The organism is Robiginitalea insularis (assembly GCF_052497835.1).
In genome coordinates, this window is sequence record NZ_CP199296.1 from 2276694 (window position 1) to 2301997 (window position 25304).

Annotated in this window: 22 protein-coding genes and 2 tRNA genes; 12 read left to right on the plus strand and 12 right to left on the minus strand. The window is 47.1% G+C overall.

From position 1 onward, the window contains the following. The first annotated feature begins 30 nt into the window (after positions 1-30). A complete protein-coding gene (locus ACT6NV_RS10305; protein ID WP_445384368.1) occupies positions 31-1038 on the plus strand; it encodes a DUF6588 family protein in 1008 nt (335 codons plus the stop codon). A 74-nt stretch (positions 1039-1112) separates the two neighbouring features. On the opposite strand, the gene ACT6NV_RS10310 is transcribed toward ACT6NV_RS10305, so the two are convergent. Then, positions 1113-1481, minus strand: a complete 369-nt coding sequence (locus ACT6NV_RS10310) for a hypothetical protein (RefSeq protein WP_445384369.1) — start codon at positions 1479-1481, stop codon at positions 1113-1115. Positions 1482-1713: 232 nt separating this feature from the next. Here ACT6NV_RS10310 and ACT6NV_RS10315 point away from each other — a divergent pair, with 232 nt between their 5' ends. Both ACT6NV_RS10315 and secDF read left to right on the plus strand, forming a co-directional pair. Beyond that, on the plus strand, positions 1714-2640 hold the full coding sequence (locus ACT6NV_RS10315; protein WP_445384370.1) for a malate dehydrogenase: 927 nt from the start codon (positions 1714-1716) through the stop codon (positions 2638-2640). A gap of 226 nt (positions 2641-2866) precedes the next feature. Next, positions 2867-5818, plus strand: a complete 2952-nt coding sequence (gene secDF, locus ACT6NV_RS10320; RefSeq protein WP_445384371.1) for a protein translocase subunit SecDF — start codon at positions 2867-2869, stop codon at positions 5816-5818. A gap of 70 nt (positions 5819-5888) precedes the next feature. On the opposite strand, the gene ACT6NV_RS10325 is transcribed toward secDF, so the two are convergent. Further along, positions 5889-7142 carry an ATP-binding cassette domain-containing protein gene (locus tag ACT6NV_RS10325; protein WP_445384372.1) on the minus strand — a complete coding sequence of 418 codons (1254 nt, stop codon included), beginning with the start codon at positions 7140-7142 and terminating at the stop codon, positions 5889-5891. A 246-nt stretch (positions 7143-7388) separates the two neighbouring features. On the opposite strand from ACT6NV_RS10325, the gene ACT6NV_RS10330 reads away from it, so the two are divergent. Beyond that, a complete protein-coding gene (locus ACT6NV_RS10330; protein WP_445384373.1) occupies positions 7389-7604 on the plus strand; it encodes a YgaP family membrane protein in 216 nt (71 codons plus the stop codon). A gap of 161 nt (positions 7605-7765) precedes the next feature. Further along, positions 7766-8461 carry a hypothetical protein gene (locus tag ACT6NV_RS10335; protein WP_445384374.1) on the plus strand — a complete coding sequence of 232 codons (696 nt, stop codon included), beginning with the start codon at positions 7766-7768 and terminating at the stop codon, positions 8459-8461. 124 nt (positions 8462-8585) lie between these two features. On the opposite strand, the gene ACT6NV_RS10340 is transcribed toward ACT6NV_RS10335, so the two are convergent. From ACT6NV_RS10340 to folE, 5 genes are all read right to left on the minus strand, one after another. Further along, positions 8586-9086 (minus strand): DUF192 domain-containing protein, encoded by a 501-nt coding sequence (locus tag ACT6NV_RS10340; protein WP_445384375.1) that lies wholly within the window; start codon positions 9084-9086, stop codon positions 8586-8588. Continuing rightward, positions 9076-10038 (minus strand): prolipoprotein diacylglyceryl transferase, encoded by a 963-nt coding sequence (gene lgt, locus ACT6NV_RS10345; protein WP_445384376.1) that lies wholly within the window; start codon positions 10036-10038, stop codon positions 9076-9078. Before lgt ends, ACT6NV_RS10340 begins: the two co-directional genes overlap by 11 nt. A 92-nt stretch (positions 10039-10130) precedes the next feature. After that, the gene (gene yidD, locus ACT6NV_RS10350) at positions 10131-10361 is read right to left on the minus strand and encodes a membrane protein insertion efficiency factor YidD (RefSeq protein ID WP_445384377.1); all 231 of its coding nucleotides are present in this window, start codon (positions 10359-10361) and stop codon (positions 10131-10133) included. Positions 10362-10376: 15 nt separating this feature from the next. Further along, entirely contained in the window at positions 10377-11855 is a 1479-nt protein-coding gene (gene cysS, locus ACT6NV_RS10355) for a cysteine--tRNA ligase (protein ID WP_445384378.1), read from the minus strand. 11 nt (positions 11856-11866) lie between these two features. Further along, complete coding sequence (folE, locus tag ACT6NV_RS10360; protein ID WP_445384379.1) at positions 11867-12547, minus strand: GTP cyclohydrolase I FolE; 681 nt, start codon at positions 12545-12547, stop codon at positions 11867-11869. Between the two features lie 138 nt (positions 12548-12685). On the opposite strand from folE, the gene ACT6NV_RS10365 reads away from it, so the two are divergent. After that, entirely contained in the window at positions 12686-14491 is a 1806-nt protein-coding gene (locus ACT6NV_RS10365; protein ID WP_445384380.1) for a T9SS type B sorting domain-containing protein, read from the plus strand. Between the two features lie 111 nt (positions 14492-14602). Beyond that, complete coding sequence (locus tag ACT6NV_RS10370; RefSeq protein WP_445384381.1) at positions 14603-16000, plus strand: T9SS type B sorting domain-containing protein; 1398 nt, start codon at positions 14603-14605, stop codon at positions 15998-16000. A 48-nt stretch (positions 16001-16048) separates the two neighbouring features. Here the strand turns inward: ACT6NV_RS10370 and ACT6NV_RS10375 are convergent, their stop codons facing one another. After that, on the minus strand, positions 16049-17557 hold the full coding sequence (locus ACT6NV_RS10375; RefSeq protein ID WP_445384382.1) for an OmpP1/FadL family transporter: 1509 nt from the start codon (positions 17555-17557) through the stop codon (positions 16049-16051). Between the two features lie 30 nt (positions 17558-17587). Further along, positions 17588-18970 carry a hypothetical protein gene (locus tag ACT6NV_RS10380; RefSeq protein WP_445384383.1) on the minus strand — a complete coding sequence of 461 codons (1383 nt, stop codon included), beginning with the start codon at positions 18968-18970 and terminating at the stop codon, positions 17588-17590. 97 nt (positions 18971-19067) lie between these two features. Here ACT6NV_RS10380 and proS point away from each other — a divergent pair, with 97 nt between their 5' ends. The 4 genes from proS to rpsT all read left to right on the plus strand — a co-directional run bounded on the left by proS (position 19068) and on the right by rpsT (position 21116). Next, the gene (gene proS, locus ACT6NV_RS10385) at positions 19068-20543 is read left to right on the plus strand and encodes a proline--tRNA ligase (protein WP_445384384.1); all 1476 of its coding nucleotides are present in this window, start codon (positions 19068-19070) and stop codon (positions 20541-20543) included. A gap of 95 nt (positions 20544-20638) precedes the next feature. Next, positions 20639-20710, plus strand: a tRNA-Glu gene (locus ACT6NV_RS10390). A gap of 45 nt (positions 20711-20755) precedes the next feature. Further along, positions 20756-20827, plus strand: a tRNA-Glu gene (locus tag ACT6NV_RS10395). 37 nt (positions 20828-20864) lie between these two features. After that, positions 20865-21116 carry a 30S ribosomal protein S20 gene (gene rpsT / locus ACT6NV_RS10400; protein WP_445381545.1) on the plus strand — a complete coding sequence of 84 codons (252 nt, stop codon included), beginning with the start codon at positions 20865-20867 and terminating at the stop codon, positions 21114-21116. A gap of 82 nt (positions 21117-21198) precedes the next feature. Here rpsT and ACT6NV_RS10405 read toward each other — a convergent pair whose 3' ends face one another. From ACT6NV_RS10405 to rho, 3 genes are all read right to left on the minus strand, one after another. Next, positions 21199-21894, minus strand: a complete 696-nt coding sequence (locus tag ACT6NV_RS10405; RefSeq protein ID WP_445384385.1) for a hypothetical protein — start codon at positions 21892-21894, stop codon at positions 21199-21201. Between the two features lie 13 nt (positions 21895-21907). Next, a complete protein-coding gene (locus tag ACT6NV_RS10410) occupies positions 21908-22600 on the minus strand; it encodes a hypothetical protein (protein ID WP_445384386.1) in 693 nt (230 codons plus the stop codon). A 167-nt stretch (positions 22601-22767) separates the two neighbouring features. Next, positions 22768-24450, minus strand: a complete 1683-nt coding sequence (gene rho, locus ACT6NV_RS10415) for a transcription termination factor Rho (protein WP_445384387.1) — start codon at positions 24448-24450, stop codon at positions 22768-22770. 302 nt (positions 24451-24752) lie between these two features. Here rho and ACT6NV_RS10420 point away from each other — a divergent pair, with 302 nt between their 5' ends. After that, positions 24753-25163: a DUF4293 domain-containing protein gene (locus ACT6NV_RS10420; protein ID WP_445384388.1), complete on the plus strand. Its 411-nt coding sequence runs from the start codon at positions 24753-24755 to the stop codon at positions 25161-25163. The last annotated feature ends 141 nt before the right edge of the window (positions 25164-25304 follow it).

The following is a 25304-nucleotide window of genomic DNA, read 5'->3' on the forward strand; positions in this document are numbered from 1 at the left end:
TTTTTTAGTTTTATAAAAAATAACACAATCATGAAGAAACTATTTGTAGCATTGGGAATGCTTTGTGCGGTATCATCTGCCTGGTCCCAATCCAACATCAATGACCTCCTTGCAGCCGGGGTGGATGACGCGGAGCGCTTCACCACGGATTACCTTTCACCCATATCAGAAGGCGTACTTTACAGCCTCGCAGGATCCTGGATCAATACAGGTGAAGCAAAACCTCTTGGGGGCTTCGAAATTTCTATTGTAGGATCCATTTCTTCCTTTAAAAATAAGGACGATAAAAAATCCTTTGTAATGGATATTGCCGATTATGAGAGCCTTCGATTTGAAGATGGGAGTCCTTCTAAAACTGTTGCCACTGCTCTTGGGGATATTCAGGGGATCAACGTGGTTATAGAAGATGAAAACGGCTTGTTTTCAGAAAGTTTTGAATTACCCAGCGGACTGGCCTCAGAGGATCTCAATTTCATTCCGGCCGGTTTCATTCAGGGATCTGTTGGGCTTATCAAGGGAACAGAGGTAAAGGTCCGTTTTCTGCCCAAAATCAAAACAGATGAGGTGGCAGTCAGTCTATATGGATTTGGAGTATTGCATGATTTTACCTCCCATCTGCCTGCAGACAAGCTCCTTCCGGTTGCTATTTCCGGATTTATAGGCTATACCCGCCTGAACGGGGACTATAATTTTACGAATACTAATTTCATTGACGGTGATAACCAGCGTATCGAAAACCGCTTCAATGCCTGGAATTTTCAGGCCATTGTAGCCACTAAATTGCCGGTAATCAACTTTTACGGGGCCCTGGGCTACATCAGCGGAAAGTCTGAAACGGATGTGCTGGGTACTTATACGGTTACTTCAGGCCCTTTCCAGACCACCTATGAGGATCCTTTTTCCATCTCAAAGAAAACCAGCGGCGCTTCTGCCACGGTAGGAACCAAGCTAAAGGTTGGATTTTTCCGCCTGCACGCAGATTATACCCTCGCAGCCTTCAATACCTTTACAGTGGGCGCGCATTTCGGATTCAGATAAAAGAGACCTTTAAAACATATAAAAGCCCGGTTTCAAACCGGGCTTTTATATTTATATAATGATAAGATTTGGGTCTATTCTCTCAGGGCCAGGATGCCTCCCTGAAGGTCTTCAAGGAGTATGCTTTCTTCGTTTTCTTTGATGGTGGCCCGGTCTGTACCGCGGTCCAGGCCAGGGTATTCTATGGTGTAAATTCCCTGCTGGGCTTCCCATCTGAAATCGGTTTGTTCAACTATCTCGTTACCGTTATAGCGATGGTACCGGCCCAGGTAGGCATCATTAAATATCCATTCTTCCCGCATCAGCTGGCTGCTGGCATCTCTTTGTTCAATTTGGGTCTTTGCCCAGATACCGATAACCGGATCGTTGTTCTCGGGAATTTCACTGCATCCTCCTATGGTCAGGAGTACCAAAAGAAAGGCTAAGCCTGTTATGCGTCGCATATCATTTCAGATTTGGGGTTAAAATGGCAACGACTCCTGCCGGGCAATATTGTTTTTTTTCGACCTATGGCAGGCTGCCAGCCAGTATTTTCGACGAACGGAGCTGTTTGGCCATCCGGGGCGTGCGTTAAAACACTCTTGAATTCGGGCTTTTTCAGGAAGTGTATCGCTCGGATTTTCGCTTAATTTTGCGTAATTTTGCAGTCTTCGAAATACCATAAAAACCATATATATGAAAGTTACAATAGTTGGAGCGGGAGCAGTTGGTGCGAGCTGCGCAGAATACATTGCCATAAAGAATTTTGCATCGGAAGTAGTCTTGCTGGATATCAAGGAAGGCGTTGCCGAGGGAAAGGCCATGGACCTGATGCAATGCGCCTCCCTGAACGGATTTGACACGCGTATCGTGGGAACTACCAATGATTACTCCAAAACTGCTGGCAGCGATATCGCAGTTATTACTTCCGGAATCCCCAGAAAACCGGGAATGACCCGTGAAGAACTGATCGGGATCAATGCGGGAATTGTCAAGACGGTTTCCTCCAATTTACTGGAACACTCCCCTAATACCATTGTAATTGTGGTGAGCAACCCAATGGATACAATGACCTATCTGGTCCACAAAACAACCAACCTCCCTAAAAACCGCATTATTGGAATGGGTGGCGCTTTGGATAGTGCCCGCTTTAAATACCGGCTGGCAGAAGCAATGGAATCCCCTATTTCAGATATCGACGGAATGGTAATCGGGGGGCATAGCGATACCGGAATGGTACCTCTTACCAGCCATGCAACCCGAAACAGTATCAGGGTTTCTGAGTTCCTTTCGGAGGAGCGATTGCAGCAGGTGGCTGAAGATACCAAGGTAGGCGGGGCAACCCTTACCAAATTGCTGGGAACCAGCGCCTGGTATGCACCTGGGGCGGCAGTGTCTGCCCTGGTTCAGGCAATTGCCTGCGACCAGAAAAAAATGTTCCCCTGTTCTTCATTATTAGAAGGGGAATACGGGCTCAACGACCTTTGTATTGGAGTTCCTGTCTTGCTTGGCCGAAACGGGATCGAGCAGATCGTGGAAATTGAATTAACTGAGGCTGAAAAGGCAAAAATGAAAGAAAGTGCCGCAGGAGTTTCCAAAACCAACGGCCTTCTGGAGGTCTAGCTCAGGCATTAAAAATTAGAAAAAGGCATCCCGGATACCTCCGGGATGCTTTTTTTGTTTGAAATCACAAAGGGACAACTGCAAAGCTGATGCCGACAATACGGAAAGCAGGAATTGGCCGCACGGCGCTATAAATACTTGTATTTAATTGGCAAATCTTAGTGGAAATGATATATTTGCACGCTGTTTGCAAAAACCATCATAAATTTCAGATAATCCATAACTCATGCAGAATAAAGGACTTATAAGGCTGTTTGCCTTGCTGTTCGGACTCGTCAGTATTTACCAGTTATCCTATACGTTTATCACTTCCAAAATTGAATCGGATGCTGAATCATTTGCAGCAGCTTCTGTACCAGCTTCAGAAGAGGATTATGTAGCTAAAAGGGAAATGGCTGAAGCCCGGTACCTGGACTCTATTGCGAAAAACCCCATCCTTGGGTTTACTTCATACGAAGAAGCAAAGAAAAAGGAACTGAACAAGGGACTGGACCTGAAAGGGGGAATTAATGTTACCCTGCAAATTTCTGTAAAGGACATCCTGAAAGGACTTGCCAATAATACCAAGAACCCGGTATTCAATAAAGCCCTTGCCGATGCCGATAATGCCTCCAAGAACAGTGACGAGACCTATCTGGAATTGTTTTTTGATGCATTTGACAATATAAAGGGGGACACCAAACTGGCTTCCCCGGATATCTTTGCCAACAAGGGGCTGAGCGATGAGATCAATTTTGAAATGAACGATGAGCAGGTAAAGCCTGTTATCCGCAGAAAGGTGGATGAGTCGGTTATTTCTGCCTTTGAGGTCCTCAGGGAACGTATAGACGGCTTTGGGGTTACCCAGCCGAATATTCAGAGGGAAGGAAATTCCGGACGTATTCTGGTTGAATTGCCGGGTGCCCGCGATATCGCACGGGCACAGGACTTACTTTCAAGTACTGCCCAGCTGGAATTCTGGGAAACCTATGAACCTCAGAACCAGAGCCTTTACAATTTCTTTATTCAGGTGAACGAAGAGCTGAAGTCTATAGTGGAGGTTGAGGAAACCCCTGAGAAAGAAGGCTCGGAAATTGACTCCCTCTTATCGGATGTAAACCAGGATTCTCTGGACCTGGCCGATCAGGTTAACCCGCTGTTCGAGAAATTACAGATCCCCGGCCCTGGATATGCCATTGGGATTGCGGCAATAAAAGATACTGCACAGATCGGGGAGTGGCTCCGTATGCCGCAAATGCGCCGGTTGTTGCCCACGGATGTTCAGTTTACAAAGTTTTTATGGGAGCGTCCTTCCCAGGATTCTGAAGTGGCGGCACTTTTCGCCCTTAAATCAAACCGGGATGGCGTACCGCGTATGAGCGGAGACGTTGTTAGTGATGCACGCGACCAGTTTGACCAGTTCAACCGCCCCTCTGTGGGAATGGACATGAACGTTCGCGGTGCCCGTGAATGGCAACAGCTTACCAATGAGGCGAACCTGAATAATACCGGGATAGCCATCGTATTGGATAACAAAGTTTACACCGCTCCCGGAGTCTCCCAGAAGGGAGGGATTGCCGGGGGTAGTTCTGAAATTTCCGGAGCCTTTACGGTAACAGAAACCAAGGATATTGCAAACGTGCTCCGGGCAGGGAAACTTCCGGCTTCAGCAGAAATTATCGACTCTTTTGTGGTAGGGCCTTCCCTGGGACAGGAGGCGATAGACAGCGGTTTTATGTCCTTCCTTATTGCGATGATCTTCGTCCTGATATGGATGGTTTTTTATTACGGGAAGGCGGGGATTTTTTCAGATATAGCACTGATCTTTAACATTGTACTGATCTTTGGTGTACTGGCCAGTCTGGGTGCTGTACTGACCCTGCCGGGGATTGCAGGTATTGTACTGACCATAGGGATGTCTGTGGATGCCAACGTACTGATCTACGAACGGATTCGGGAAGAGCTGCAGAAAGGCAAAGGGATGTCCCAGGCGGTAAATGATGGTTTCGGCCATGCACTTTCCTCCATTTTGGATGCCAATATCACCACCGGGCTTACTGCCCTGATCTTACTGGTCTTCGGATCCGGGCCGATCAAAGGGTTTGCAACAACCCTGATCATCGGTATTCTGACCTCCCTGTTTACAGCTATTTTCGTAACGCGACTGTTAATCGAAAAGTACCTTTCCAAGCGGGGACGCAAACTGGACTTTGCCACCGGTATTACCAAAGGCCTCTTCCAGAACCTCAATATAAATTTCCTTGCCAAAAGGAAGATCGCTTATGTAATTTCAGGGATATTACTGATTGCAGGTACAGCCTCCCTCTTTACGAAAGGCCTCGACCAGGGAGTGGATTTTGTTGGGGGGCGTAATTACCAGATCCGCTTTGTGAACCCTGTAAGTCCTACGGAAGTAACCAGTGAACTTACTGAAGTACTGGGAAGTGCCAGTGCAAAGACCTTTGGGGATGCGAACCAGATAATGGTTTCCACCAAATACAAGGTAGACGTGCAAGGGACTGAGGTTGATGACGAGATACTCGGGATCCTTTTTAATTCCCTGCAAAAATACCTTCCGGACGGGGCTACTTATGAAGATTTTGTTCCCGGAGGAACCAATGAAGAAATCGGAGTGATGAAATACCGAAAGGTAGGGCCCACTATTGCCGATGATATTAAAAAGAATGCGGTCTGGGCCGTTATCGGTTCCCTGGCGGTTGTGTTCCTTTACATCCTGCTGAGATTCCGGAAATGGCAGTTTTCACTGGGTGCTGTAGTTGCTGTCTTCCACGATGTTCTGATCGTTCTTGGAGTTTTCTCAGCTACTTCAGCCCTGATGCCTTTCAGCATGGAAATAGACCAGGCCTTTATAGCAGCAATCCTGACAGTGATCGGGTACTCTCTTAACGATACGGTGGTAGTATTCGACCGGATCCGTGAGATCATAAACGAGAAGGGCTGGAAGGGCGGAGAAAACACCAATGAAGCCCTGAACAGTACCCTGAGCAGGACCCTGAACACCTCCCTCACCACCCTGGTGGTACTGCTGTCCATCTTTATATTTGGCGGAGAGACCTTACGTGGGTTTATGTTTGCAATGATTGTAGGGGTGATTGTGGGTACATATTCCTCCCTCTTTATAGCAACTCCAGTCATGTTTGACACGCTGAGCCGTAAATTGTCCGGAGGGAAAAAATAAGTAGTCAGGTAAATTGAACTAAAAAAGCTGCAGGCAAACGCCTGCAGCTTTTTTTTATGCTTATGATGGCTCAGCTCTTCAGCTTGTTTGATCTGATTTGTCTTCCCAGGGAACCCTCTGGTGAGGGTATCAATTCAAATATATATTGGCCGGAGAGTCCTGGTTCTATCCGATGTGAAACAAATACAATGGCTGACTTACTTTGTACAGCCATTTTGTTTACCAGGTCTGTTACCCATGCCGCAGCTGTATCGTCCAGCCCGGCGGTTGGCTCATCCAGAATAAGCAAAGGGGGATGCTTTACCATGGCCCGGGCACAGAGTAAAAGGCGTTTTTCACCCTCTGACAGGGAGCGGAAGCTTTCATGCCTTCTGGGGTACCACCCCAGCAGTTTTAACCATTTGGCGGCCAGCTGCAGCTGCAGGTCTGAAGGTTTGATATACAGCCCGATAGAGTCCATAAAGCCGGAGATCAGCATGTTTTCCAGGCTGTGGTTACCCCTGAAACGGTCGGTAACAGCAGGGGTAAAATAGCCGATCTTTTCTTTGATCTCCCAGATACTTTCCCCACTGCCCTTGGGGCGGCCGAACAGGTCTATTTGCTGGCCGTAGGCCTTGGGGTTTTCCCCTGTAATCATAGTAATCAGGCTGGTTTTGCCACTGCCATTGGCTCCCCGCAGTTCCCAGAATTCGCCCTGCCTGATCTTCCAGTTGATTTCCTTTAAAATGGGACGCCCGTGGTAAGAGAGGTTCACGTCTTTAAAGGAAACGAGTATTTCGGGGAGGTTTTCCAAGGGTTGCAGCGGGGGCGGAATAGTTCCGCTTAGTGCTGAAGCTGCTGTTTTGGCGGGACGATAATCGGGAAAACCAACGAGCAAGCCATTGTCCAGAAAACAGGATTGCTTCATGCAGCTGAGTGTATCCGCCGCCCGGCTAATAAATTGTATGAGTATCTTTTTGTCAGATAGCGCCAGTAAATCCTTTTTCAGTACTTCCCTGAAATCTTTATCCAGGTTATCAAAGGGATTGTCCAGCAGCAGGTAATCCGGATCTGCTGCCAAAATATGCTTTAGCAATGCTTTTTTTCGTTCGCCACTGGAAAAGCTGGCCAGTTTTCGCTGCCCGGGGAGTTGCAGCCCGGAGCGTTCATGAAGGGCTTCTTCCTCCAGTAATTCGGCTATGCGGGTATTCGAAAAAAGGACACCTTTCAGGCCTTTGAGAAATTGCAGTTCCTCTGGCGGATTACCCTTTAGCAATTGGTTGGCAAACTGCTTTTTTTTGGAGCGATTATCTGTATAAATAGCCGTATGGACTGTTTTTTGCATGTGTTGGCTGGTGTGATTGCAGATTCAGCAGCTGTAATTTACAAATCCCTTTGGGAATTCCGGACCGGGCCATCATCCCGGGGCTAAAAATATGATATATATCACTGTACGGCCCGGGGAAACACCCTACTTTTATGTGGATGTATAAAAAGGCACTAAAGCTGATCGGGGTATGCCTGCTTTGTCTGGGCCTGATCAGCCTTGTGGTTTTGGCAGTCGAAAAATGGTTAATCTAAAAAAGCTAAGATGAAAAAAAATATGGGTTCTGCGGACCGGGTGATCCGCCTGTTAATTGCTGTAATAATTGGATTTTTGTATTATACCGGAGCTATTTCCGGAACGCTGGCAATTGTATTGCTGGTGCTGGCAGGAATTTTTATATTAACCAGTTTTATAAGTTTTTGCCCTTTGTATGCGCCGTTCGGAATTTCTACCTGTAAGGTTAAATCCAAAGACCAATAGTAAAGCGTCTGGCGGCACTGAAATATAATAAACTGTAGAAGTTTCTCGTTTCTTTCAAAGAAAAACATAGAAAATCGGTAGGGTTTTTCACCCTACGGTTGTTTTTATATTGGCGCGTTTAAAAGTGCGGCCAATTAAATCTTAACCTATAAATTTTTGTTATGAAACGAGTACTTATGTCCCTGTTGTGTATGGGATCATTAATTATTTCATCTTGTAGTGAAGATGAATCGAACGGGGGAATCCGATTAACTGTCAGGGGTATAAACCCGCCCGCTGGAACTTCTGCCAAGGCAAATGACAATGTAGTATTTACAGATTTTAAAATATCTATCAGGGATGTGGTTTTCAAAAACGACGATGATCCCAACAGTAGTCTGGATACGGATGAAATACAATTTAGAGGCCCTTACCAGATAGACCTGCTGGATAATAGTGATGCGCTTACCCAAACAATCGGTACTGCCTTTGTCCCAGATGGACTTTACAAAGAATTGCGGTTTAAGTTCCATAAAGACGAAAGCCTGCCCGTTTCGGACGATTTATATGATAAATCCATTTATATCGAAGGTACAGTTGACGGGAAGCCATTCGTATTCTGGCATGATACCAGCGAAAACCTCGATGTAGGACGTAGCACGGGAGTAGAAGTAATAGATGGGGTCGTTAATTTTACCGTTACTTTTAATATGTCTCAATTTTTGAGTTCCCTTAATCAAATCGATTTACATGCTGCAACTGATGAAAACCAGGACGGTTTAATCGAAATCTATCCGAATGATATGGATGGGAATCAGGACATAGCCGATGCCTTAAAGGACAATATAAAGGCTACAGCCGATATTATTGACGAGTAGGCGATAATCAGTGTATTTCAAGCCCCGGGAAATCAATAAAATTCCCGGGGCTTTTCATTTTATGGGTATGCCTTGCAGGTAGGTATAGAGAAAACCGGTTTTTCTCAGAAACCAGAAAGGAGTCTTATAATGATTTGCGATATTGGATTCTATTTCCAACTTCAATTCCCCATTGATCACTCAGGCCGGCCCCTATCTCCAAAACATAACGGGCAGGGCTGCCTGAAGGGATGCCATTGGCATTGAGCGGTTCCGTATTGCGGGCGATGCTGACCACTTTCAGGTCCTGATTTATAAAGAGAATATCAAGTGAAATAAGGGTATTTTTCATATAGAACGATCGGGGTTGCTCATTCTCAAAGATAAAGAGCATCCCCTGGTCTTCCTCCATAGACTTTCGGTACATCAGGCCGGTTTCCCTTTCATAGGGCGTCTCGGCAATCTCTATATTGATTTCCTGCAGCAGGCTGTCTGTCTCGCCATCAAAGATGGAAAGACTTCCTTCCCGGCTAAATCGGATTTCATCCGTAGGTAAAACTTGTTTGGCTTCTTCTTTGCACTGCACCAGAGCCAATCCCAGCAGTATAAAGGCCAGTTTAAAATACTCCATTGGTTTAGCGTACATGGGAGGCGCTTTTGCGGAACATAAAATAGAAGCCAATCAGGATAAATGGCAGGCTCAGCCATTGCCCTGTGGAAAGTAAACCGAGGCTTTCCTCAAAGCCACCCTGGCTCTTTTTGACAAATTCTATAAAGAAGCGGATGGTCCATAGCAAGACCAGGAATAAACCAAAAAGAAAGCCGGGCTGGTCTTTCTTGCTTGTTTTCCAGTACAAATAATACAGCACAACAAAGACGGCTATGTACAAAACCCCTTCATATAACTGTGCGGGATGCCGGTATGGGATCGTTTGCAGCGTCTCGGCAAATGCCGGGTTGTCTTCGAGGGCGTGGTAGGCGGCATTCGGACTGTTTTCATTGGTAATGGCCATTGCCCGGCTGGCGGGCATATCATCAGAATCCCTCACAAAGCGGGTGGCCAGGAAAAAGGATGCATCCGTAATTTTACCGTTGATTTCAGAATTAAAGAAATTCCCCAGACGAACGAAAAAGGCTCCTAAGGCAACGGGGATCACGACGCGATCCAATATTCCGAGTAATTTGAAGGATTTGTACTTGCGCGTAAAAAGATACATCCCAATAATGACTCCTATAGCTGCCCCGTGGCTGGCCAGCCCGGTAAAGCCTGTAAATTCATAACCATTTATGATACCAAAAAGACTGCTGCCAGCGCGTTCGCGAATGGGAAGTAAAATTTCAAGGAGGTGATTTTTGTAATAAGCCCAGTCGTAAAAAAATACATGGCCCAGGCGGGCGCCCAGCATGGTCGCCAGAACGGTATAGATAAATAGTGAATCCAGTTCTTCACGGGAACGCTGTTCCCGTTCAAAAATACGCTTCATTAGATACCACCCCACTGCAAAAGCCGCAATCCAAAGCAGATTGTAATATTTGATTTGCAAAACACCCAGCTTAAAAAGGGTATCATCCGGATTCCAGGTAAAACCTAAAAACATAGTCCAATTTTTTCAGTGGCTAAGTTAAGAAAATAGGGTGAGGGGCAGCACATTTAATCTCCGACTTAGGATATTTGACGGATTACTGTTTGTCAGGGAACCGGATCGTATCCGGAACCCCCGAACGGATTACAGCTCAGGATCCGTTTTAATGAAAGCCACCCGCCTTTAAGGAGACCGTGTTTTTTTAAAGCTTCCAGGGTATACTGGGAACAGGTAGGAGTATAGCGGCAACTCGGGGGAGTAAGCGGGGAGATATAGCGCTGGTAGAAACGGACCAGCCATATAAACGGTCTTACCCAAATAGTTTCCGATCCTGCCACTACTGTTATCTAATTTTAGAGGGAGAAGGTCGTTCCTTCCTTGCTGTCTTTAAGTTGTATCCCAAGGGCTCCGAGGGCATCCCGGATTTCATCCGATGTCTGGTAATCCTTATTTGCCCGTGCCTTGTTCCTGAGGTCTATCAGCAATTGCACCGTTCCTTCAAGTTTCTCGCTGCCATCGGCATCATTGAGGGACTTTTCAATTCCAAGGACCTCATAGACGAATGAATCCAACGCTTGCTGCAGGGCTAGGCGGTCTTCACGGCTCAGGCTTTGTTTGCCATCCCGTACCAGGTAGATTGCCTTTACGGCTTCAAAAAGCTGCGCTATCAGCACCGGTGTGTTGAAATCGTCATTCATGGCGTCGTAGCAGCGCTGCTTCCAGGCTTTCAGGTCAAAATCGGACTGTTCCCCTTCCGGGAGGTCCCGCAGTACCTCCATAGCCTCCATCAGGCGCATATATCCTTTTTCCGCTGCCAGCAGGGCGTCGTCGCTCAGGTCCAGTATACTGGTGTAATGGGCCTGCATCATAAAAAACCGAACCACAGCAGGGGAGAAGGGTTTGCTGAGGATATCGTTTTCCCCTGAGAAAATTTCAAGGGGCAGGAGGTTGTTCCCGGTAGATTTAGCCATTTTCTTCCCGTTAAGGGTCAGCATGTTGGCATGCAGCCAATATTTTACCGGAGACTTGTCATTACTCGCCTCGGCCTGAGCAATTTCGCATTCGTGGTGCGGGAATTTCAGGTCCATTCCCCCGCCATGGATGTCAAAAGTTTCCCCAAGGTATTTGGTGCTCATTACGGTGCACTCCAGATGCCAGCCGGGAAAACCTTCACCCCAGGGAGACGGCCATCGCATAATATGCTGGGGTTCCGCCTTTTTCCACAAGGCAAAATCCTGGGGGTTTTTCTTTTCATCCTGGGCCGTTAATTCACGGGTATTGGCGATCATGTCTTCCAACTTCCGGCCGCTCAGTTTCCCGTATTGATAATCTGTGTTGAATTTCTGTACATCAAAATAAACAGAACCGTTTTTTTCGTAGGCATACCCCTTATCCAGGATAACCTTGATTATTTCGATCTGTTCCACAATATGGCCGGTTGCCGTGGGTTCTATGCTGGGCGGTAAAAAATTGAATTTCTGCAGGATGTTGTGAAAATCAACCGTATATCGCTGAACCACTTCCATTGGCTCAATTTTTTCCAGGCGCGCTTTTTTGGCGATTTTATCTTCCCCCTGTTCTGCATCGTCTTCCAGATGCCCTGCATCTGTTATATTTCGCACATACCTCACCTTGTAGCCTAGGTGCCTGAGGTAGCGAAAGATCATATCAAAGGACATGAAGGTCCTGCAGTTGCCCAGGTGAACGTTGCTGTAAACGGTGGGGCCACAGACATACATGCCAACATGCCCCTCGTTAATGGGTTCAAAAACTTCTTTTTTACCGCTCAGGGAATTGGTTACCCGTATTTGTTGGTCTTGGTAAAGGGCCATTTGTAGTTGCCTTAAAATTCCGTTTCCAGTTTTATATAATCCAGAAATTCCTGACGCACTTCTTTTTCCTTGAATCGTCCGCCGTATTCTGCAGTTACCGTGCTGCTGTCTACATCCCGTATACCACGCGAATTCACGCAGAGGTGCTTGGCGTCAATCACACAGGCCACATCATCAGTGCCCAGTACGCGCTGTAATTCCCTTACAATTTGTATGTTCATCCGCTCCTGTACCTGGGGGCGCTTGGCGAAATAGTCTACGATCCGGTTCATTTTGGAGAGCCCCACAACGGAGCCATTCGAAATGTATCCAATATGGGCTTTTCCCACAATTGGGAGCAGATGGTGTTCACATGTACTGTAAACGGTAATGTTTTTTTCCACCAGCATTTCCCCGTACTTGTACTTGTTGTTAAAGGTGGACGATTTTGGCCTCCTTTCCGGGTGCAGCCCTCCGAATACCTCCTTAACATACATCTTGGCAACCCGGTCCGGGGTTCCGTTCAGGCTGTCATCGCTAAGGTCCAGGCCCAGGGTTAGCATTATATCCCTTACACTTTCAGAAATGCGCTCTATTTTCTCCTGATCACTCAGCAGGAAAGCATCCTCTCGGATAGGCGTCTGCTCAGCTGTTGAAAAATGGTCGTTATCAAAGGATTCTTTTGAAGGTTCCAGGCCAGAATTTATTTTCATTCGTTCATCACTTTTCAAGTGGCAAAGATATACATAATATGGCACTTTATGACCGGTTTTCCCGGCTACACAACATAAATTCGTGTTAAGGCAGCACGGCGTGTATTTTAGTGGATGTCATACGTACAGACCAGGAAAATGCAGCCAAAATTGTGGCTTATCGGGATCTTGTTCCTGGGAATTCTGAACATCCTGAACGGACAGATTTCCCAGGACTGCAGCACTGCTATACCCATATGCAGTAATACCCCTGTTAACGGAGGTACAGACGGCTTTGGTACGAATGACTTTTCCGGAGCCGACCGCAGCGGATGCCTCCTGGAGACCACCACAGGGTTTATAGAATCGAATTCGGCCTGGTATCGCTTTCGTACAAATGCCAGTGGACAATTGGGGTTTGATATCGCATTTGATCCCAGTGAAGACTGGGATTTTGCCCTTTATCGGGCCTCAGATTGCAATAACCTGGGTGATCCGGTCCGCTGTAACTTTTTCGACAATTCCGAATCACGAACCTATATGGGCGTGGGGGAAGACCCCGGGGGGGCTACGGATACCTTTTTATACGAACCCTGGCTGGATGTGGTTCCCGGGGAGGACTACTATTTGCTGATCAATAATTTCAGCAATACCAATTCGGGTTTCTCCATACAGTTTTCCGGGAGCATCTTTGAGACCAACCCATATGACGCCCTTGATTGTTCCATTATAGACAATCTTTTAGGCCCGCCTATGGCGCTTTGTGAGGGCGATTTGGTGCAGCTCGATGCCACCACTGCCAATGCAGTAAGTTATCAATGGTTTTCGGATACCGGATCCGGGTTTACACCCATTGCCGGGGCAATAGCAGCCACCTATCAACCAACGAGTTCAGCCCTCTATCGTGTACAGGCCAACACATCCGACCCATCCCAGATTATCAGTGATGTGCAGGTAGCCTTCAGTCCATCTCCCACAACCTATGCGCTGATCGATGAGGTGGTCTGCGCGGATACGGGCAGCTTCGATTTCAGCCTGAAAAATGCGGAGGCCCTGGGTTCGCAGGATCCTGATGCCTTCAGGCTCAGCTATCACCTCAGTCAGGCCGCGGCAGACTCCGGAACCGGTGCACTGCCTGTATCCTGGCCGCTCAACCCCGGACTGTATACCATTTACGTAAGGACTAGCTCGCGGACCAACCCAAACTGTTATGACACCTCCGAACAATTCAACCTGGAGGTGCTGGCAGCGCCCCAATTGCTGTTTGCCGAAGAGGTCTTTATTTGTGAGAATGGTGGAGTAGCCCAAATCGGGGAACTCAATCCGGAAATAGGGGTTTCGTATTCCTGGGACACGGGGGAGTCTTCTTCCTCATTAAATGTAAGCAGTCCGGGGAGCTATACCTTAACAGCCAGTCGTTCGCAATCGGGAACCAACTGTGTTGTGCAACGGACCGTTGCGGTCATCGCTTCTACACCTCCCAGCATAGACGAAGTATTGATAGAAGATCTTCAAGTGGCCAATCGGGTCACTGTAACTACCTATGCCAATGGTAATTTTGAATATTCCCTGGACGATGGTCCTTTTCAGAGCAGCCCGGTTTTCAGCGAGGTTCCCGCTGGTTCTCATCAGTTGTATATGCGGGATAGTCTGGGATGCGGGATGGTGTCCGAAACCATCACGGTAGTTGGCTACAATGCTTTTTTTACCCCCAATGCGGATGGCAATAATGATTTCTGGCAAATAGAGGGACTTGAAGAACTTTCCAATCCGGTGGTCTATATATTTGACCGCTATGGAAAATTGCTGAAGCAACTCAGCCCTGACGATCCGGGCTGGGATGGTACTTTCAGGGGGAATCCCCTGCCTGCGTCTGATTACTGGTTCCGCCTGAACTATACAAACCAGCTGGGGGAACGGGTGGAAGCCAAATTCCTCAATGCACACTTCAGTCTGAAGCGATAAAGTCCGGGAGGCAGCTGTATTTGATCGATTAAGGGTCAAAAAACCCGCCAAATTCATACTAAAAAAGCTTCACTGTAGTTATACTATACAGAAAATCGTACCCCTTAGCTTATGCGAACTTACCTTTTAGCAATATTTGGTTTGCTTCTTTCATTTTCAGGCCTGCAGGCTCAGAACTCAGCAGACTGCCGGTCTGCCATCCCGGTTTGTGCAGATGCACCCATCCTTTCTTTTGCTGATGGAAGTGGAGATATAGATGATTTTGACCCGGATGTTATCCGGCAGTCGGGTTGTCTGGAAAAAGGGAGTATCAGTTCTGCAAATATCGAAAACAACACTTCATGGTATGTATTTCGGGCAGGTACTAACGGACAGATCGGCTTTGACATTGAAGCCCTCTCCGACACGGCCGAATGGGATTTTGCCCTGTATGGCCCGGATGTGGATTGCGGGGAAATCAGCAGCGGAACCGCCCAGCCCATACGCTGTAACTATGAAGTAAATGAAACCAGTTTTACGGGCTTAGGGGTAAACCCTGAAAATGGAGAGGAAGGCCGCCCATTCCTGAAGGGGAGCCAGAATACATATGACGAATGGTTAAACGTTCAGCAGGGGGAGATTTACTACCTGCTGATCAATAACTACAACACCAATTTTGACGGGGACCCGGAACCCTTTTCGCTCACTTTTACCGGATTTTCGGTAGATCAGAATCAGGATACCGCCCTGGACTGTACGCTGAGGGATGAATTCCTGGGTCTTGATATTGTAGCCTGTGAGGGAGATCCGGATATCGTTTTGTCGGCCCTGAATTCCCCTGCCGGCCCGAATATCGCCAATGTGACCTGGTCCGTGGATTACGAGGATGATGGAACAATAGACCAGGTACTCGCCAGCGGCCCGGCAGAAACGACCCTTACCGTTGCCAGCCCCAATTCCGGCCGGTATTTCGTAAGCATAGAAACGACCCTTGCAAGCACCTATACAGATGATATCCTGATCACCTTTTACGGTATCCCGGTACTGGACCGGGTGGATATACTGTCAGACCTGTCCGACAGCAACAATATTGAAATTTTTGTACAGGGCGACGGGGATTACGAATACGCCATCAACGGCGGTGAATTCCAGGACGATGCTGTTTTCCGGGATGTACCTCCGGGGGAAAACACCCTGGTGATCAATGACAAAAATGGTTGCGGGACAACTGAACCCATTCCGTTCCTGGTAGTGGGCTATCCCAAGTTTTTTACCCCCAACGGTGACGGCATCCACGATGCCTGGAATGTACTGGGAATTGAAACCCTTTCAGACCCTGTAATATTTATATTTGACCGTTACGGTAAATTACTCAAGCAAATAGATGAGACCAGTCTTGGATGGGACGGGACCTACAACGGCCGGCCTATGCCTTCTTCTGACTATTGGTTCCGCATGGAGTACAGCAGGGACGAAGACGGGGTACTGGTGGCTAACTTATTGCGGTCCCACTTTTCATTAAAGCGTTAAAAAAAAATCGGCACCTGGCCGATTTTTTAATTTCCTTTTTCACTTCTTTTAGAAGTTAACACTGTATCCCAGACTGACATAGCTGTTAACCTGGTTTACCTGCCCGGTACTCAGGCCGATGTCGAAAATGGGAACTCCCAGGTCGCGTTCGGACCGTGTATAGGCCAGGTCGATACGATTGGGTCCCCAGCTGTAGCCAAACCCCCCGGAATAAGCTTCCAGGTCACCCCAGCTCGGGTTGTCGGCATAAGGGCTGCTTTCAAAACGATAGCCAGCTCTCAGGCTTACTCTGTCGATTCGGTACTCTCCTCCCAGGCGGAAAGTGGAAATGGCCCCCAATTGCTCAGATATAAACTGGTTCTCTGAAGTAAAACTTGGGTCTGATGCAGGCCGTAATTCTGCCTTGGACATATCCTGGTAGCTGTAATCAAAACTGATCAAACCTTCCTTACCAAAAATCATTGCCAGGCTCCCAGTTAACTTGGAGGGGGTCCTTATGGTATATTCTTCGAGCAGGTTTACGCTGTTAAAATCGATGAAAGTAATGTCCGGATTTTTATCCGCAAAATCCGTATCGATGCGTTGTGCAAAGTCGTCCGTTAAATTATACCAGGTAGGAGACTGGTAATTACCACCTACCCGAATATTGTCGCTTAGCTTGGCGATAGCCCCCAGGCTGAATGAGAACCCGGCTCCCTCCGTATGCAGCCTATTGTCAAAATAGCTGCTTTGTATGGCGGAAGAAGGGTCGTATCCATCCTCGTCCAGGGTCGTAAGCCTGTCAAATAAAACGGAATGGATATTGATGGTGGCACCCAGATACAGGTTTTCCTGATACTGCCCTGCAAAATTGAGCGTAAACTTACTGTTGTAGCCGGATGTTCTTTGCAGATATTCCTGGTTTACGTTATTATAGGTGGCGTTTGAAAAATACTGGGTATTGTTATCGTCATCCGGGTTTACCGGGTCTATAAATCCGGACTGGAAACCAAGGAACGCCTGCTGGTCAGCAAAGCCAAGACCGGCTCCAATATCCAGATAAGCATCTTCTATCAATTCTCCCTGCTGTACCCGGATTGGCCCAAGCGGGACACCATTGGCAAAGGTCAGGAAATAATTGTCGATACCTGCTGAGGTTGTTCCACCAATGCGAATTTCATTGTCGAAATTCTGTACCATATCATAGTTCACCGACAGCGCTATTTTTTTCCAGGGAGAACCGCTGTTGTTTTTGAAGACAAATACACCTCCAAGCTGGTTTAAGTCCAGGTAGTTCCTGTCTGAACTCCTGAAACCGTTCCCGAGGAATGCTTCATTATTGCGATTATAGTGGCTCGCAGTGGCCGAGAAAAAACTATTGTTAAATACTGCCGATCCTGCGGCATTGTTATTCAGGGCAGACAAATCTCCTCCCAGGGCTCCAAAGGCACCGGCCATGGCCTGGTATCTGGCTGTTCCCTGGGTTTCCTCCAGACCGTACCGCAATACTTCGTTAATGCTCTGTGCACTACCGATAGTACATAATCCGAGCAGGATGAAAGTGCTTAAACGTTTCATTTGACTTGTTTTTTTGTAAGAATTTGAAAATTATCCGCGTCCGCCTCTGCCTCCGGACCTTCCTCCGGACCGGCCACCAGAACTTCTGCTGCCGCCACCGGAACTCCTCATACTTCCGGAGCTTCTGCCACCACCGCCGGAACTTCGCATGCTGCCAGAGCTTCTGCTACTGCCTCCGGAACTTCTATACGATCCGGAACGGGAAGACCGGTTGCCCGAGCTTCGGATGGCACCACCCCGTGAAGACCTGCTTCCGGAACTTCGGTAAGACCGGTTGCCACTGGATCGGGAAGGGCTCCTGTAAGCACGGTTGGAGGACCTTGCAGATGAATTTCCACGATATGAATTATTGGCCCGGTTACCGTAACTCCTGGAGTTAGCCCCACTGTAGCTGCGGTTATTTCCGGAATAGCTCCTGCTACTCCTGCTGGATCGGAAAGCCCTGTTCCGGGCCGCTGCATCCGAATTGTAACGTCCGCTGGCGTAGCGATTGTTCCGTGCACTCGCATAACGATTACTGCGTACGCTGGTGCTGCGATTGGTGCCTCTGTTGAGGTTGGATCGCCCGCTATTGGTGCGGTATCTGCTGCTAGTATTACTCCGGGCACTGTAACGTGTACCCAGGGTGTTGAAGTTGCTTCGGTTATAGTAACCTCTTCTGCCGCGGGCAAAGGCGTAGTTCCTGCTGTAAGGGTAGCCATAGCCCCAGTTGTTCCATCCCCAGTTATTCCAGCCCCAACCGCCATACCAGTTGTTCCAGCCCCAGCCCCAGCCGCCGCCGTACCAGTTATTCCAGCCCCAGCCGCCGCCGTACCAGTTATTCCAGCCCCAGCCGCCATACCAGGTATTCCAGCCCCAGCCGTTCCAGGCCCAGTTGTTCCAACCCCAGCGGTTCCAGCCCCAGTTGTTCCAGCCCCAGCCCCAGCCGCCGGCTCCCCACCAGGGGTCATTCCAGTACCAATTGTTCCAGCCACCTCCCCAGGTGTTGAAGTTGATGGTCACGTTATCTCCACGGTCTCCCCAGCCGGGGTTTCCGTTGTAGTTATTATTGTAATCGTTGAAGTAATCGCCTTCCAAATCCATGAGGCTGTCATTTTCAACGTCGCCGTAATAATCGTCCACATCGGTGAAAATCTCATTTTCCATGATTTGGTCCAGCTCCTCAGCTCGCTGCCCGAAGTATTCCTCATAGGTGTTTTTGGGCTGCTGCTGTTGACGCTGTTGCTGCCTTGGCACGTTCTGAGCGTAACGATAGTCGCGCACCGCTACCTCGTTCTGCGCCTGCCCGCCATAAATGCCATCATTATCGTAATAAGATGCCTGCTGATAGGAGCCACAGGAGACGCCCAGCAATCCTAAAAGGCCTGCCAGGGCGGTCAAACGTATTTTTTTGTGGGGTAATGAAAGTATCATCGATGCAAATTTATATTGTTGAACATACTAAAAATAGTTAGTTTTGACGAACTATTTTCCACTATAAAGGCACAAGTTTTGTGCCAAACTACTAAAGATGGGTAAAAATTTAACGAAACGGAGCGAGGATTATTCCAAATGGTACAACGAATTAGTGGTCCGGGCAGACCTGGCTGAAAATTCCGGAGTACGAGGCTGCATGGTCATCAAACCCTACGGCTATGCAATCTGGGAAAAGATGCAGGCCGCCCTGGATAAGATGTTTAAGGAAACGGGTCATGAAAATGCCTATTTCCCCATTTTTATCCCAAAATCCTACCTGAGCAAAGAGGCCAGTCATGTGGAAGGCTTTGCCAAGGAATGTGCCGTAGTTACCCATTACCGCTTGAAAAATGCGGAGGATGGCAGTGGTATTGTGGTAGACGAAACCGCTAAACTGGAAGAAGAACTGATCGTACGGCCTACCTCGGAAACCATTATCTGGGATACCTTCAGGAAATGGATCCAATCATACAGGGATCTGCCCTTATTGATCAACCAGTGGGCCAATGTGGTGCGCTGGGAAATGAGGACCCGATTATTTCTTCGTACCGCAGAATTCCTCTGGCAGGAAGGGCATACGGCTCATGCTACGGAAGCCGAAGCCATTGCAGAGGCAGAAACCATCCTGGATATCTATACCAAATTTGCAGAGGCCCATATGGCCGTTCCGGTAATCCGGGGGACAAAAACTCCGGGCGAGCGATTTGCCGGAGCTATAGAAACCTATTGTATTGAGGCTCTGATGCAGGATGGAAAAGCCCTGCAAGCAGGAACTTCACATTTCCTGGGTCAGAATTTTGCAAAGGCATTCGATGTGAAATTTGCAAATAAGGAGGGCTCACAAGATTATGTCTGGGCAACCTCCTGGGGGGTTTCAACACGACTGATGGGTGCGCTTGTTATGACCCACAGTGATGACAACGGCCTGGTATTACCTCCAAAACTCGCACCCATTCAGGTGGTCATTGTTCCTATTTATAAAGGCCTGGACCAACTGGAAGCCATCAGTGAAAAAATAGAGCCCTTTTTGAAGGAATTACGGGCGAAAGGCATATCCGTTAAATTCGACAATCGCGATACGCATAAACCTGGATTTAAATTTAATGAGTACGAACTAAAAGGCGTACCGGTCAGGCTGGCCATCGGGCAAAGGGACCTGGAGAACAACACCTTTGAAGTCGCCCGGCGGGATACCCTCGAAAAACAAACCATTCCGGCAGATAGGGTAGTAGCTCATATTGAGGGTCTGCTGGAAGAAATACAGGAAAATATTTATAAAAGGGCAGAGAAGTATCGGGATGCGCATATTACCGAGGTGGATTCCTACGAAGATTTCAAAAGGGTGCTGGAAGAAAAGGGAGGTTTTATTTCCGCCCATTGGGACGGTAGTGCAGAGACCGAAGAGCGGATCAAAGAGGAGACCAAGGCAACGATCAGATGTATTCCACTGCAGCCTAAAAATGAGGCCGGTACCTGCGTGGTAACGGGAAAACCTTCTCAATTTCGGGTCCTTTTTGCCAAAGCCTATTAGTAGTCGAAAAAATCTCCTGGAGTTGTTGTTCGACTCAAAAATAATTGTATTTTTGCACCTGCCTAATTGAGATCTCAATAGAGCTTAAAAGGTATGGCCCGTTCGTCTAGGGGTTAGGACGCCAGGTTTTCATCCTGGTAACAGGGGTTCGATTCCCCTACGGGCTACAAAAAGGGAATTATCCTTTGTAGGTCCCGTTTAATTGAAATAATGGCCCGTTCGTCTAGGGGTTAGGACGCCAGGTTTTCATCCTGGTAACAGGGGTTCGATTCCCCTACGGGCTACAAGTTGTATTACAAACAAGTTAGTAAGAAGTAGATTATGGCAAATCACAAGTCAGCTTTAAAGAGAATCCGCAGAAACGAGGCTGTTCGTCTGCGCAACCGGTATCAGCATAAAACCACGCGTAACGCGATCAAGAAGTTGCGAAGCGAGACGGACAAGAAAAAAGCAGAGGCACTGTTACCTTCTGTGGTTAGTATGATTGACAAGCTTTCCAAGCGAAACATCATACATGCAAACAAGGCTGCAAACCTCAAGGGTAAATTAACGAAGCAGGTAGCTGGCCTGTAACTGTCTGTATCTAATAAAATAGCCCCCGGAGCCTATGGCTTCGGGGGTTTTATTTTGCTCCTGATTCAAACTTAAGGGGCGCTTAGTTCTTCTGGTACCGCATCCGGTACATGCGTATAAGGCCCAGGCAGTAACACCCGTACATCAGGATAATAAGGCTCAGGGTTATGCGGCGAACCAACATGGCCTGTTCCACGGATGTAATCAAAGACACATGCTTTATTATCTTGATGGGAATATAGAGTGTGTAAAAAATAGCCATCCCCAGGCCTATCCAGGAAAGCAGGTCCCGATTTTGAAAATATACCCCTACCATACGGCGGTTTTGCCTGAAATACTCAAAAACACAATACAACAATAAGAGCGCCCCGCAGATGTAACTGTAAAATTGGGGCTGGGTAAGAAAATCCTGCAATAAGGGGTTGGCCAGGGTAATCCCAACAAAGAGGATGCTCGCGTATTCGATCCGGTTTTTAATCTCGTCAGATTCTATATAGGCCCTGAATACATAAAAGAAATACAGACAAAAGACAACATTGTACACATTGTAAATGGGAGTATTGTAATTGTTGTAGATCTCATTAAAGAAAAAGTCGTACTCATCGAAGGTGCGTATGATAAAACCCAGAAGTTCCGTAATAAGCGTATAGCAGATAATGATTGGAAAGAACCTCAGGGGGGTATCGAAGTATTTCGGAAAACGCATTAACGATAATACCAGGGTAAGGGTATACACCGGTAAAAAGGAATAATCCAGTAAAATATAAATAATATCCAAGGACCAGAAAGGCTTAGTTATAGGGTGGGGGTACCATCTGAGATTCATTCAGGATCAGGCTTCCGCCCAACTGAAATGGATTTGCCGGGGGTTTGGGCGAGAGCGCAGGAACCAGGCTGGCTTCAGCAGCTTTGCGGTTGGCTGCCTCACTGAAATAAGCCTGAACGGTATCTGCGGTTTGCAGGTCATCCCCGATCAGGATGGCCTCTGGCTTTTCCCCTTCCGAAATGGCATATGCGTACTCACGCCCCCCTTTTTTTACCGTTGGCATAAGCATAAAGGAACTCTGTCTTTTATGGACATAACCCGGTTCATCAGGGTAATTGGCAAAATAGATACGGATGGTGGAGATGCTGTCTCCCGTTTTTTTGGTTTCCTGTTCAATATAGGCGAGGTACTGTTTGAGCGTCTTATAATCGTAATAGCCATAACGGGCCACATCAAACTTTTTAGGCGCTTCTTCCTGCATTTTTGGATCTGCCATCCTCAAATTGATGGAATCTTCGTATTTCCGTATCAGCGGCACCCGTCGGGTAGTATAGTTCCCATATAATTTCTGGGCTTTTTCCAGGCTGATAATTTGCTTTGGGGCTGGTATGGGTTCTGAGATTGTTTCTTCACCTTTGGTTGCTCCATTACAGCTGAGCAGCAGGCAGGTGGCACCCATAAAAAGGGCAATTCTTTGAAAGTAACTGATGTTTTTCATGGACTTGGTTTTCTCGATAATTAATTTGTCTGGCGGGGAAACTGTACTAAAAATACTATAATAATTTTTATTTAGGACTACAGGCAGGCAGGAGCTCCGGGCAAGGGGGCATAAAAAAAGCCCGGTATTTAAAATATCGGGCTTTAGTGTAAAATTTATGATCAGTTTTACTGACTCATCGTCATCAGGAATTCTTCGTTGGATTTGGTCTGCTTGATGCGCTGTTCCATAAATTCCATGGCTTCTATTGGGTTCATATCTGCCAGGTATTTACGCATAATCCACATCCTTTGTATGGTGTTTTCATCCAGCAGGAGATCATCGCGACGCGTACTGGAAGAGATCAGATCTATTGCAGGGAAGATTCGCCTGTTGCTGATCCTTCTGTCTAGCTGCAATTCCATGTTTCCGGTACCTTTGAATTCCTCAAAGATCACTTCATCCATTTTAGAACCGGTTTCGGTTAGTGCTGTGGCGATAATTGTAAGCGAACCGCCATTTTCTATATTCCGGGCCGCTCCAAAAAATCGCTTGGGTTTGTGAAGCGCATTGGCATCCACACCCCCGCTGAGAACCTTCCCTGAGGCTGGTTGTACGGTGTTGTAGGCGCGGGCCAGACGTGTAATGGAATCCAGCAGGATCACTACATCGTGGCCGCATTCTACCAGCCTTTTGGCTTTCTCCAGTACAATATTGGCAACTCTTACGTGTTCCGTGGCCTCTTTGTCAAAAGTTGAGGCGACCACTTCCCCGCGCACATTGCGCTGCATGTCGGTAACTTCTTCTGGACGCTCGTCTATCAGGAGAATGATCTGGTATACTTCCGGATGGTTGGCCGCTATAGCATTGGCAACATCTTTCAGCAGCATGGTTTTCCCGGTCTTGGGTTGGGAGACGATCATTCCCCTTTGCCCTTTTCCGATAGGGGAGAAAAGGTCAATAATACGGGTGGAGATAGTACTTTGCCGTTCCGCCAGCTTAAATTTTTCCTTTGGGAACAAAGGGGTAAGGTGTTCAAAAGACACTCGGTCCCTGACCACTTGCGGGTCCAGACCATTTATTTTGTTGACTTTTATAAGCGGGAAATACTTTTCGCCTTCTTTGGGAGGCCGAACATTTCCTAAAACAGTATCCCCTGTCTTCAGGCCGAATAATCGGATTTGCGACTGGGAAACATAAATATCGTCCGGAGAGGAGAGGTAGTTGTAGTCTGAAGAGCGCAGAAATCCATAGCCGTCAGACATAATATCCAGCACGCCTTCACTTTCGATAATACTGTCGAACTCGTATTCGGGTTGCTTGTATTTGTTTTTCAGGTCTTTATCAAAATTGCTGCTTTTTTTATCGTGGCTGTTGCTCTTCTTGTCGTGTCCGCTGTGTTTGTTGCCATGATCTTTTTTACGCCCCTGACTTTTAGGATTTGAATCCTGATCCTTTCGGGACGGGCGCTCGTCATTGCGTTTCTGTCTTGAATCCGATTTGTTGGAATCCGGTTTGTTGGAATCTTGCTTGTTGGAATCCGGTTTGCCGGAATCCTTGCTATCCGAACGGTTATCTTTTGTATCCTGTCCATTTTGTCTTGGAGCAGCTTTTGGCTGCGGACGGGAACCGGATCGGGGATTTTTGTTCCTTTTTTGAGGAGTTTCTTTTGGCTCTGCTGCGGAGCTTTGCCCATCGGTTAGTTCGGCCTTTTGTTCTTTAACTGCATTGGGGTTGCTGGCTTGCAGGTCCAGGATTTGGTAAACCAGATCTAATTTTTTAAGGCTTCTGTATTTGGGGACATTCAGGTTTTTAGCTATGTCCTGAAGCTCAGGGAGCTTCTTCGCCTTTAATTCGGAAATTTCAAACATGTAATGGTGAAAAAGAGTTATACTTCTTGTATCGTTATCTATAAAATTGAAGAAATGTTATTTGAATATTGCAGGAAAAGAGTTTTCCTTGTGGTGAGTGCTATAACGAATAACGAGGCAATATTACGAATAATTTTCCACATTCCTGTCTTTTGAAAGGAATTTAAGTAGTATATCTGAAGATAAGCCCTTAATAATGAATAGTTAAGTATTGCTTAACTGAGGCTTATAAAGTTTTATCGGCTTTGTTTACTTAAAATATAAAATCTCTTTATTTTTGCTAACTGCAATTAAGAGGTATTTTGATACAACGCATACAAACGGTTTACCTGCTTTTGGTGGCCCTCCTAACAGGAGTGCTTCCCTTTTGGTTGCATTTATGGACGGAAGATTCCGGAACCCCTGTATATGCCCGTGATGAAATGGCCGTTTCGATTGCCTTTTACGCTGCAGCCCTGCTTGCCGTGATATCTATATTGCGCTTTAAAATCAGAAAATCACAATTTATATTGAACCGCTTCAATATTTTATTACAACTTTTTTTACTAGGATTTTTCGTGTATCGGGCCCTAAATCTATCCGGAGGGACGGCGGTCTCTGAGAAGGGTATTGGGATGCTGATTCCTGTATTTTCTATCGTTTTACTGGTCCTGGCCAACAGGGCTATCAAAAAGGATGAAGATCTCGTAAAATCTGTGGATCGATTGCGATAAGCCTTATATCTTAGTAGTATTAGTGCGATGACCCCGTAGTGAGCTCTGCTCTACTTCGGGGTTTTGCATTCTTTGGGAAAGTGTTTTGCATCCATGTTGGGGAAGCCCCCCTTAAACCCCAGGTTTAAAAATTACTTCTCA